At 63.8% G+C, this 11615-nt stretch carries 7 protein-coding genes; 6 read left to right on the top strand and 1 reads right to left on the bottom strand.

The features are described from left to right. The first annotated feature begins 327 nt into the window (after nt 1-327). Nucleotides 328-4125, top strand: coding sequence for a porin family protein (locus N5A92_RS13335; protein WP_260903412.1), 3798 nt, complete (start codon nt 328-330; stop codon nt 4123-4125). Between the two features lie 65 nt (nt 4126-4190). Here N5A92_RS13335 and N5A92_RS13330 read toward each other — a convergent pair whose 3' ends face one another. Next, nucleotides 4191-5096 carry an ABC transporter substrate-binding protein gene (locus N5A92_RS13330; protein WP_260903411.1) on the bottom strand — a complete coding sequence of 302 codons (906 nt, stop codon included), beginning with the start codon at nt 5094-5096 and terminating at the stop codon, nt 4191-4193. 115 nt (nt 5097-5211) lie between these two features. Here N5A92_RS13330 and N5A92_RS13325 point away from each other — a divergent pair, with 115 nt between their 5' ends. From N5A92_RS13325 to N5A92_RS13305, 5 genes are all read left to right on the top strand, one after another. Further along, a complete protein-coding gene (locus tag N5A92_RS13325; RefSeq protein WP_260903410.1) occupies nt 5212-6195 on the top strand; it encodes a FecCD family ABC transporter permease in 984 nt (327 codons plus the stop codon). After that, entirely contained in the window at nt 6192-7235 is a 1044-nt protein-coding gene (locus N5A92_RS13320; RefSeq protein ID WP_260903409.1) for a FecCD family ABC transporter permease, read from the top strand. Before N5A92_RS13325 ends, N5A92_RS13320 begins: the two co-directional genes overlap by 4 nt. Continuing rightward, nucleotides 7228-8040, top strand: a complete 813-nt coding sequence (locus N5A92_RS13315; protein WP_260903406.1) for an ABC transporter ATP-binding protein — start codon at nt 7228-7230, stop codon at nt 8038-8040. Before N5A92_RS13320 ends, N5A92_RS13315 begins: the two co-directional genes overlap by 8 nt. An 882-nt stretch (nt 8041-8922) precedes the next feature. Next, entirely contained in the window at nt 8923-9363 is a 441-nt protein-coding gene (locus tag N5A92_RS13310) for a P-loop NTPase family protein (RefSeq protein ID WP_260903404.1), read from the top strand. A gap of 309 nt (nt 9364-9672) precedes the next feature. After that, on the top strand, nt 9673-10269 hold the full coding sequence (locus N5A92_RS13305; protein ID WP_260903403.1) for a DUF922 domain-containing Zn-dependent protease: 597 nt from the start codon (nt 9673-9675) through the stop codon (nt 10267-10269). Nucleotides 10270-11615 lie beyond the last annotated feature (1346 nt).

The following is an 11615-nucleotide window of genomic DNA, read 5'->3' as shown; positions in this document are numbered from 1 at the left end:
GTGGCTGCTGGGCCATCTGCGGTCGCCGCCCGCATCTTTCATGTGCCTGCGCCGCACCAGCAACGGGGATGCCGGCAGCGGGAGCGGTTCGCAGATACCGTAAACATACACCTTCGCAACTGACCGAATCGTTGCCCGCCTTCCTATACGTCGGGCGGTGCTGCCACACCACAGATGTAAACCGAGCTGCCGCAGCCAAGGATCAGGAATGGGAGAGGTTGGCGCTCAGGTTCGCTAGTTGCTGCCGACGGCCGCCCACGGGCCGCAAACTTATCATGCGGCCACTGCTGCCGGATCGAAATCGAAACCAGCATTAGAGACACCGGAATGAGACCGACCATCAACACGAGCAAGAACAGCGGGTATCACATCATGACTTATGCACGCGATCAATTTCTCCGGGCGACGAGTGCGATTGTCGCCGTCATGTTGGTGAGTCAGCCAAGTTTCGCCGCCGACTGGTTGCTGGACGACGAGAATGCTGCGGCGGCCACCGAAGGCATGGAGGCAGAATGCGTTGAGGATGATTGCCCCTCGGCCATGCGCGGCAAGATGCTCGACCGCAGCACCACCGGACGTCTGCCCATCACGCCAAATCTCGAGCAGGAATCGCTCGCCGATCAGACCGGCATCCCCTTCAAGATCAGTGTTGACGGCCAGGTTGTGGATGAGTCCGGGATTATCCAGGACGAGGGTGCCTTCGGCGTCGATTCCACAGCGCGGCCCGTTGAGCGGCAGCGCAAGACGGATGTCGACCTCAGCGCGGTGGACATCCAGCTCAAATTCGACGGGCTCGACCAGCAGCCGCTCCTGAACGTGTCGACGGTACCAATCAGCCACACATTCAAAGCCGGTGAGGCCATCACCTTCGTTTCCACCACCAACTATCCGGCCTTTATCGGTCGGGCGGAAATCCGTATCTTCCGCGAGGGTCCCAACCCTTCGCGCAAGCCGATCGACATCATCCCCACGCAGCCAAACAGCCTGGCCGACTGGGTTATGCCGACCGGCGGCGCCGGTGAGTACAGCTACGTGCTGCGTGTCTATGACGAGGAGGGGCGGCTCGATGAAACGCTGCCGCTGACGATCGCGCGCACCGACAATGACCTGCCGCGGGATTCCGGCGACGCAGTGGCGCCGGGCCTGGCGGAGGACCGCACCGCCTTCCGCAACATTCCCGTTCACGGCGGCGCCGTCACTGTCTACGGCCGTAACGTGCCGGAAGGCTACGGCATCCACGTGTTCGACGAACCCATCCCTATCGATCCCAAGGGTGCCTTCGTCACCCAGCGCATCCTGCCGCCGGGCGACCATGTGGTGGACATCGCCGTCGACGGCCCGATGAAGGCCGGGGGCCTGTATTTCAGCCGAGACGTCAATATCCCCACCAACGAGTGGTTCTACGTGGCTCTGGCCGATTTCACCGTCGGCAAGCGGACCGGCGATCCCGGCATCGAGGCCGTGCGCACCGATGAGTACGACAAGTACTACAAGAAGGGTCGGCTGGCCTTCTACCTGAAGGGCAAGATCAAGGGAAAGTATCTTCTGACGGCCGCCGCCGACACCGGCGAAAACGAGATCAAAAGCCTGTTCAACCACATGGATGCCAAGGACGCGCAGGAACTCTTGCGCCGCATCGATCCGGACAAGTACTACCCGGTCTACGGCGACGATTCGACCTCGGTCGAGGATGCACCTACGCAGGGCAAGTTCTATGTGCGCCTGGAGCGTGGCGACAGCCATATCATGTGGGGCAACTACAAGACCCGCATCGAGGGTACGCGGTTTCTTTCCTCCGACCGCGGGCTCTATGGCGCCAACGCCGTTTACCGCTCGCAGGGCACGACCTCCTTCGGCGAGCGCAAGGGCAGGGTGGACCTTTATGCCGCCTTGCCGGACACGCTGCCCCAGCGTGACGAGTTCCTGGGCACCGGCGGTTCCGCTTATTTCCTCAAGCGCCAGGACATCACCATAGGCTCCGAGACAATCTCGGTGGAGACGCGTGACGGGCTGACGGGCCGCCTCGTGGAGCGGCGCTTTCTGAAGGAAGGCGAAGACTACACCTTCGACTATCTGCAGGGCGTCGTCATCCTGAAGCGCCCCCTGTCTTCGAGCACGCTGGGCCTGGGCCCGGTACGCGACGGCGCACTCGGCGAAAGCAAGCAGTATCTCATCGTTCAATACGAATACGAGCCGAGAGCCGGCGATCTGGACGGCTATGTCTATGGCGGCCGCGTCCAGCGCTGGTTGGGCGACCGGCTGCGCATTGGCGTCACCGGCATGAATGAGAAAACCGGCGAAGCCGACCAGAAGGCTATCGGCGCCGACCTTCTGCTGCGCCGCTCCGACACGACCTATCTTGAAGCGGAAATTGCACAGTCGAAGGGGCCTGGATTCGGTTCCACCTATTCGACCGACGGTGGTCTGACCATCAACAACAGATCACCCTCCGGCGGTCGCTCGGCCGAGGCCTGGATGGTCGAAGGCCAAGTCGATCTGGCGGACTTCAACCGCTATGGTGTTGGCGGCAAGGCTGGCGCCTACTACGAATCCAAGGATGCCAACTTCTCCACCATCACCGAGCAACTGAGGCACGATCGCCGTATCTGGGGCGGGCACGTCTCCCTGCCGATCACCGGAGACGTGGAGATTGGTGCCTCCTATGATGAACTGAAAGACGATGGCGGTCAGAGCAAGCGCGACAGCGACCTTACGGTTAGCTGGCAGTTCGACAATTACTGGAAGGCATCCTTCGGCGTTTCCTACACCAAGCTCCGCTCGCCGCAGGCCACCAAGTCAGGAAAGAAGGGGTATGACGGCAAGCGCATGGACGCCGGCGTTCGCGTGGATTACCGCCAGAACGCCGACTACCTGTATTACGGTTTCGCCCAATCGACGATGGAGCGTGACGGCGATATCTACAAAAATGACCGCTACGGCCTCGGCGCACAGGTCAGGTTGACCGAGAAGATCGGCGTCGAAGGCGAGGTCTCCCACGGCAACCGCGGCTTCGGCGGCCTTGCCAATGTTACCTACAACCCAACAGCCGAGGACCACTACTACATCGGCTACCGCCTCGACCCGGACCGCTCCTTCGATCTCACCCGCAGCGACGTGCTCGATGGCGTGGATCGCGGCGCCGTCGTCGGCGGTGTGCGCAAGCGCATCGACGACGTCACCTCCGCTTATGCGGAGAATAACTACGACCTGTTCGGTCGCCGCCGTTCGCTGGCACAGACCTATGGCGTGGTCTACACACCCGACGCCATGTGGACCGTCGACGGCGGCGCGGAGGTGGGCCGTGTCATGGACGATCGCATCGACCCAAAGACGGGGAAGGAGCGCTCCGACTTCGATCGCTATGCCGCCTCGCTTGCCGTCGGGTATAACGATGAGGAGTTGGGTTTGAAGGGCCGCGTCCGTGGTGAGGCGCGCTTCGAGCGGTCCGACGACAAAACGCGCGACCGCAACACTTACCTATTGTCGAGCGGCGGCACCTGGAGCCATCACGAGAGCGGCCGGTTGCTTGCCAATGTCGATGCGGTGGTCTCCGAATCGGATGCCGGTGTCTTCTACGACGGTGACTACGTTGAGGCCTCGCTCGGCTATGCCTACAGACCGATCCTCGACGATCGCCTCAATGCATTGGCCCGCTATACCTTCCTCTATGACCTGCCGGGTAACGACCAGATATCGTCGTTGCTGTCCGGTGGCGGCACCAACGGTCCGCTGCAGCGCAGCCACATTGTCTCTGCGGACGTGACCTACGACGTTCTGCCCTGGCTGTCGATTGGCGGCAAGTACGGCGCACGCTTCGGCCAGATCCGCTATCGCAACAGCGAATCCAAAACGCTCGGTGAGTGGCAGGATTCAGTCGCGCATCTGGGTGTCGTGCGTACCGATCTTCACATCGTGAAGGAGTGGGATGCCCTTCTGGAAGGCCGTGCCTTCTTCACGCCGGATATCAAGACCGTCGACTACGGTCTGCTTGCCGCCCTGTACCGGCATGTCGGCAACAACTTCAAGGTCGGCGCTGGCTACAATTTCGGCCGCTTCTCAGACGATCTGCGCGACCTCACCTTGGACGACCGCGGACCATTCCTGAACGTCGTCGGCAAGTTCTGACAAGGCTAGGCGGGGGACGGCGGGCCGCCTTCTTCCCTCCCCCTTCGTGGGGAGGGAAGAGAAGTTTAATCCGCTACACCGTAAATGCGGGCGATATCGTCGAGCATCAGGTGCGCGGCGAGAATCCCGCCGGCCGTATTCCAGATGACATCATCGACGGCATGCACCTTACCGGCCTTCACCACATCCAGACTCTGCCACAGCGGATCGCTCAGCACTTCCTGCGTTGCCTTCTCGCCTTCGCCATCACCCGTCTCGTAGGTGAAATGGAACAGCCTGTCGCCCTCCATGTCCGGAATGCTCTCCTTGCCGACCCGGAGCGCAAACTCGTCGACATCCTGGTTGGGAGGACGGCGGAAACCGATCTGCTCGAGGATAAAGCCTGAGAAGCTGTCTTTCTGGTAGATGCGGATCTGGCCCGCCATCATGCGTACGATGCTGATGCGCTCCTCCGTCTTGTCGCCCAGCTTCTCGCGCAGTTCGGCGACGTGGGCGTCGAAGGCCTCAAGCTGCCGCGCGCCTTCCTCCGGCTTGCCGACTGCCTCGGCATAAAGCTCGAAGTTCTCGCGCCAGTCGCCGCGCAGCCGCTCCGAGAAGACCGTCGGCGCTATGGCGGTGAGGTGCGGGTAGATCGCCTCGTGGCGTGTCTTGTTGCCGAGGATGAGGTCGGGCTGAAGCGCCGCCACGAGCTCCAGGTTGACCGCACTTTCCTTGCCCACCGGCGCAGCGTCCTCCATCAGCTCCGTGATGTGCGGATACCACGGGTCGCCCGTCCACGAATTCGCCGCTCCCACCGGCTGAATGCCCAGCGACAGAACCGCCTCCGTCCCCTCGTTCGTCAGCACGACTATGCGTTTCGGCTCGTCCGGTACTTCCGTTGTGCCCATGGCATGGGGGACCTCGGCCGCTTCCGCGGCCAGTGGGACGAGCAGGAATGCCGCTGCCGCCATTAGTTTCATGAGCTTGTGCATCGCTTCTTCCCCTTCGAGAACGGTTGGCCGGTGATGCAAATACTGACGGACCGAGTCAAGTTAGAAGTTGACTTTGCAAATCATCTTATGAAAACGACGGGAGCGGAGACTGTTCATGACACGCTCGACCCTCGCGCTCCTCCTCGCGCTGCCGCTTCTGGCTCTTTCCAGCTTGCACTTCGGTGTCCGTTTTACGCCGCCGGCGGAAGTGTGGCGTGCGCTGACGGAGGGCGGAACCGACCAGGCCGCGTTGATCGTCACCACGCTGCGCCTACCACGCACGCTGATCGCCGTCACCGTCGGGGCGGGGTTGGCGTTGTCGGGGCTGTTGATGCAGACGGTCACGCGCAACGTGCTGGCCGAGCCGGGGCTGATGGGCGTGAATGCGGGCGGGGCGTTTGCTGCCGTTCTACTGGTTACCTTTACGGGCGAGCAACTCATGCTGCCGGTCATGCTTGCCGCTTGCGGGGGCGCCATGCTTGCTGCCGCAACCGTTTACGGCGTGGCGCGCCTCGGCGGCGGTGCTGCGCCGCTGCATCTCCTTCTGGCCGGCTTCGTCATCGCGGCACTCTTGATGTCGGGGACGCAGATTGTGCTTGTCTCGCAGGAGCGCTCGATGGAGGAGCTTCTGTTCTGGCTCTCCGGCTCCTTTGCCTATGGCGAGTTGTGGACGATCGTGCCGGCCGCTGCCGTCATCTCCGTGATCGCTATTCTCTGCCTCTTCTACGCGCGGTCTCTCGACGTTCTGACCGCCGACGATGCCACCGCGGGGGCGCTGGGCCTGCCGGTGGCGGCGGCGCGGAGCACGGCGGTTGCCGGGGCGGCACTACTTGCCGGCGTCTGCGTCGCCATCGCCGGGCCGGTGGCCTTTGTCGGCCTCGCCGCGCCGCATGTGGCGCGGCGCATGGGGGCGCGGGGACATGCCGCGCTGATCCCGCTGTCGATGCTCGCGGGCGCCGTTCTGGCGCTTTTGGCGGATATTCTTTCGCGCTTCGTCGTCTATCCGACAGAGGCGCCGGTCGGCTCGGTGCTCGCCATGATCGGCGTGCCCGTGCTCCTGGCGCTGTTGCGCCGGCGGCCGCGGCTGGAGGCGGCATGACGGCGGTTGCGACGGAGATAGCCCGTGCGCCGGCGCACGGGCGGGCGGGCAGGCTTGCGGCACTTGTCCTGCTGCTCGGCGCGGCGGCGGTGACGGGCGTTGCGCTCGGCAGTTCCTCGATGACGCTCGACCGCCTTTTGCCGGCGCTGGTGGGGCAGGGGGCGGAGACGGACCGGCTGATCGTCTGGGGCCTCAGAGCGCCGCGGGTGCTGCTTTCCGCCCTTGCAGGCATGGCGCTGGCGCTTGCCGGCCTCCTCCTGCAACGGGCCACCCGAAACCCTCTTGCAGCGCCCACCGTTCTCGGCATCTCCGACGGTGCCGCACTCGGGGCGGTGGGCTTTCTCTTTCTCTTCAGCGATTCCGCCAATTCGCTCACCGTCAGCATCTACTGGCAGCCGGTGGCGGCGGCCGTCGGGGCAGCCGTCTTCGCCGTGCTCGTGGCCGTGCTTGCGCGCGGCGCCGGCGGCGGCCCGGTGGGCCTGGTGCTGCACGGCTTTGCGCTGGGGGCGCTCGCCAAGGCGGGGGTGACGCTTCTGATGATCGTCGGTCCGGTCTACCGGGCGAGCCAGGCCTCCATCTGGCTTGCCGGCTCCGTCCACGAGGCGCGCTGGAGCGATGTCGTGGTGCTGGCAAGCCTGATGGCGCTCATCCTGCCCGTGCTCCTCATTCTTACAGCCCGCATGGACCAGCTCCTCGTCGACGACTCTAGCGCCGAGGCCTCGGGCCTCCCCGTCAGGCGCACGCAGGCACTGCTCATCGCGCTCGCCGTGGTGCTGACGGCCTCGGCCGTCTCCTTCGTCGGCGCCATCGGCTTTGTCGGCCTGGTGGCGCCGCATGCCGCGCGTCTTCTCGTTGGCACCCGCGCCCTGCCGGCGATCGCCGCCAGCGCGCTTGTCGGGGCGGCGATGGTGGTGCTGGCCGATATCGTGGTGCGGCTCGCCTTCGCACCGCTGGAGGTGCCGACGGGGGCGGCGACCGCGCTGATCGGCGCTCCCTATTTCCTCTTCATCCTGTTCAGGACGGGCCGCGCCCATGCATGACCGGTCACGCAGCAACGACCAGACCCTCGCGCTCAGCGCCGCCGCTGCCGGCTATGACGAGCGGCTGGTCTTCTCTAGCCTCGACCTTTCCGTCGCCCGCGGCCGGGTGACGGCACTCTGCGGGCCCAACGGTTGCGGCAAGTCGACCGTGCTCAAGGCCATGCGCGCCATGCTGCCGCTCAGGGAAGGCGGCGTCTTCCTCGAGGGTAAGCCGCTCTCCGGCTGGGCGCCGAAGGCGCTGGCGCGCGAGATCGCCATGTTGAGCCAGAGCCCGAGCGCCCCGGAGGAGATGACGGTTCTAGACCTCGTGAACCTCGGCCGCTACGCCCACAGGCGCGGGCTTGCCCGGCAGGGGACGGCCGACCGCGAGGCGGTGGAGGCGGCGCTGGCGGCGACGGACCTCGCCGATCTCGCCCACCGGCCCATCGGCACGCTGTCGGGCGGGCAGATGCAGCGGGTGTGGATCGCCATGGTGATCGCTCAGGCGGCACCCGTGATCCTGCTCGACGAGCCGACCAACCACCTCGACATCGCCCACGCGCTCGACACGCTGTCGCTGGTGCGCGGCTTGAGCCACGAGGAGGGCAAGACGGTGGTGGTGGTGCTGCACGACCTGAACCTTGCTGCGCGCTTCGCCGACGACATCGTCTTCCTCAAGGAGGGCCGGGTGGCGGCCGCCGGCCCGGTCACCCGCGTCTTCCACGCTGACAGCATCGCCGAGGTGTTCGGCATCGACTGCCGCGTGCTCTCCGACGAGGAGACGGGACGGCCCTTCTGCATCCCGCTTGCGGCAAGGGGCGGGTAGGCGCGCGCCATCGTTGCCACGCCCGGTTCTCACCGTCTGGCCATTTGATAGGTTGGGAAGCGGGGCGCGTTGTCCGAGCCACTCTATTTATTTTTAAGGCGCGTCCAACGCGCCCCGCCGAAGTCTGTCCCGACGGTCGGCCGGTCACCCGGCCCCCCGCCCTTCCCGGCTGCACCCGATTGGGGGGCTTTGCCGGGCCGGACGGGAAGCCTGGCGGCTTCTCCGCAATGCCGGCGACGCTTGTCTGTAGCGCCTCCGGCACCGCCGGCCTGTCGCGGGCCCTCAGGCCTCCGGGCACCGGCAGCCCGAAGGGGGAGGTCTCCGCCGCCCTCCCTGATCCCCGGTCCGGACCCGGTTCCCGCGAGAGCGATGGGGCTATGATAGGGGCGGCTTGGGCAGGGGGGCGAATTTTCCTGCGAGAAAAGTTTGCAGGTTGTGGGGGATCAATCAGTTGGCGGGAACGAGGGGCGGAATTTATCCCCGCTTTGGTCCATATCGTTGGTCCAGTTGGTGTCCGTGATCGCTGTTCAGGCATGGGTCCTCGGGTCAAGCCCGAGGATGACGAGTTGTGTTGAGGTTGCGGCTAATCGCAAACCTCGGCGATTTACGCCGCCCTTCCTACCATCGTCATCCTCGGGCTTGACCCGAGGAACCATGCAGTGACTCGTCCACATTCCAGGATGACGCGCGCGTTGGGGTGGAGGAACCGCGGCGGAGTGGGGGAGCAGCGCCCGCCGGGATGGCTGATGAAGGGGGGCATGCCGCCCGCCGACATGGCGGAAAACCGGAAAAGAGGCGGTGGCGGTTCACAGGGAGGGGGTAATGCTGTAGTCTCGAATTGTAACGAGCGGTTAGATTCCGTTACAAACGAAAGGAAGAACAATGGCAGAATCCAAAAGCCTGTCTCAACGCTGGCAGGAATACCGTCCGACGAAGGGCATGTGGCTGTGGTCGTGCGTGGCTGCGGTCGTGCTGACCATGATCGTCGGATTCACCGCGGGAGGATGGGTGACTGGCGGCACGGCGGAATCGATGGCCGCCGGCGCCAGGGAGGAGGCGCGCGAAAGCCTTGTGGCCTCCATTTGTGTCAACCGGTTCGTCGCTGCCCCCGAGGCGCAGCAGAACCTGCAAGCGCTGAAGGACGCAAGCTCCTGGCAGCGCGACGACCTCATCGACGAGGGTGGCTGGGCAACGCTCGACCTCCTGGAAGAACAGGTCTCCGGCGCCGCCGATCTTTGCGCCGACCGGCTGGTGGCGATGGAGCAGATCCCCACCGCAGCCGAACCGGCCGCCATCCTCGATCAGGCGACCGTGGACGGCTGACGCCTGCGCAGCTCCCGACCTCCTTCCCGGAGCCGGGGGCTATCGCATGCTGTTTTGTGCAGTTTGACCCCCACCCCTAACCCTCCCCACAAGGGGGAGGGGGACGATGGAGGGCTCGACCTGCCTCCCTCCCCCTTGTGTGGAGGGATTGAGGGTCGGGTCCGGCGAAGCCGAACAAAGCTCCTCCATATGCGACAGCCTTGCCCGGAGCCGGGAGGCCCGCGCGGCACCCGCATCCATTCGGACTTGACCCGCCGGCGCTTTGGCCTTTTCAGTTCGGACACAGCACCGGACAAGGAGGAGGGGCGATTGAAGGCGGGTTTGCGGATAGCGCTGGCGGCGACCCTTCTCCTGCCCGTGCCGGCGGCGGCACAGGCCGGGTGGCGGGCGGTCGAGCGGGTGGAGACCTATGCGATCTCCGGCAAGACGGGCATCGCGCTCTACCGCTCGATCGGCGAAAACGGGCCGAAGGCGGGTCTCGGCCGCGCCATCGCCTATACGGACTACAAGCTCACCTGGCGGCGCGATTACCGGCCGCAGGGCGGCGGCTGCGTGCTCGCCGCCGCCAAGCCCAACCTCGTCATCACCTATCGCCTGCCGGAGCCGGCCGGCGACCTGCCGGCCGCCACGCGTCGGCTGTGGGAGCGGTTCATCGACGGGGTGGAGAAGCACGAGCGGGTGCACGGCGAGATCATCATCGACATCACGAAGAAGATCGAGGCCCTGTCGGTGGGGCTGTCCGTGGCGGACGACCCCGACTGCACGAAGACCCGCGCCGAACTGCAGCGGCGGTTGCCGCCGCTCGCTGAGGAGTTGAAGCGGCGGAGCCGGGAGTTTGATCGCGAGGAGATGAGCGAAGGCGGGAATGTGCACCGGCTGGTGCTGGGGTTGGTGAATGGGGAGTGAGGGAAGTCAAGCTATTAGTCGGTCTTTTTGCAAAGCTATTGCGCATTCAAAATGTCAAGTTTAAGATCATGCTCGACTCAAGCGGAGCATGTCACAATGTCCGACAATGTAGTTCATCTCCCACGACCTCCCCGTGTACGAGCATCTCGGTCGCACCTAGGCCACTTTTTGCGAGTCGGTTGGAACGACCATCTGCAGGTGTGTGAGCTAATCGCACAAGGTGAGCGCGGCTACCACGGCTTCGTCATAGAGGCACAGCACACGAACAGACATGCTGAGCTCTTCGCCTCCGCGCAGCGTGCCGAGATGGACCTAATCCTTGATCCGAAGACGCAGGTGTCAGCGTTACCGGGAGGTTTCACGGAAGCTCTTGCTGAGCTTCCGTGGTCAGCGGGGAAACGACCCCATCGTCTCCAAGATTTTCTTGGGGTGGAAGGGCGCCTACGCGTTTCGCAAATTGCAGAGTTCGCGGTAGAGAACGGGTTTTCGGAGGTGATGGCGCCAACGCATCTCCTGCAGTCTCATAATGATCGTTGGATCGCCGCTGATGTTGCCAACGCCGGCCATCTCCGGAATCTACTTCCGGAGACCATACCTATTATTTACTCTCTTGCTCTCCCGATCGCTCTACTACGGGACAAAGTTAAGAGAGCCGCCGTTATTTCGGCGTTGCGTGATGCGCCAATTGACGCTCTTTGGATCAAGGCTGAGAATTTTGGAGCAAATGAGACTGGCGCCAAGACAGCTGACTACGTTGAGGCGCTCAGCGACTTCCATGCTCTTGATATCCCAATTGTTGCTGACCATGTGGCTGGCCTAACTGGGTTGGCCTTACTCGCATTTGGTTCGGCTGGAGCGATTTCTCATGGTGTGATGATGAATGAAAGCTTCAGAGCGTCCCGGCTTCGTAGGCCACGTAGTGACTCGAAAGGTGGTGGAAGCGGCCCACGAGTTCTAATACCTTCCATAGGACTCCTTTTAAAGAAGGAGCATGCCGAGGCCTTGATCCGCCACAACAGTCGAACGCATGGTCGTTTCGGATGTCGCGATCCCCACTGCTGCCCCGGTGGCCTAAGCGATATGATACGGCATCCTGTTCGGCACTATCTACGTCAAAGAGCCCGAGAGGTTGAACGCCTTGACACCGTTCCCCTTACATCTCGCCCATCTAGCTATTTGGAGGATAACGTTCGTCACGCTTCGGATATGATGGCAAAAGCCGCAAGTTTGAGTGTACCCAACAACGAACTCGCTACGAAACTACATAAGGAGCAGGTTCGACTTGCAAATTATAGAGATGCAATGGCCCATCTCGTGGCTTCGTATGAGATCAGGTCAGTTGCACG

This window comes from Chelativorans salis (genome assembly GCF_025336525.1).
Lineage (GTDB): Bacteria > Pseudomonadota > Alphaproteobacteria > Rhizobiales > Rhizobiaceae > Chelativorans > Chelativorans salis.
This window is presented reverse-complemented; position numbering and strand designations above follow the sequence as displayed.

Bases quoted from the DNA above. Each gene is read 5' to 3' on its own strand.
- N5A92_RS13335 (WP_260903412.1), top strand. From the start codon at position 328: ATGAGACCGACCATCAACACGAGCAAGAACAGCGGGTATCACATCATG.
- N5A92_RS13330 (WP_260903411.1), bottom strand. From the start codon at position 5,096: ATGCACAAGCTCATGAAACTAATGGCGGCAGCGGCATTCCTGCTCGTC.
- N5A92_RS13325 (WP_260903410.1), top strand. From the start codon at position 5,212: ATGACACGCTCGACCCTCGCGCTCCTCCTCGCGCTGCCGCTTCTGGCT.
- N5A92_RS13320 (WP_260903409.1), top strand. From the start codon at position 6,192: ATGACGGCGGTTGCGACGGAGATAGCCCGTGCGCCGGCGCACGGGCGG.
- N5A92_RS13315 (WP_260903406.1), top strand. From the start codon at position 7,228: ATGCATGACCGGTCACGCAGCAACGACCAGACCCTCGCGCTCAGCGCC.
- N5A92_RS13310 (WP_260903404.1), top strand. From the start codon at position 8,923: ATGGCAGAATCCAAAAGCCTGTCTCAACGCTGGCAGGAATACCGTCCG.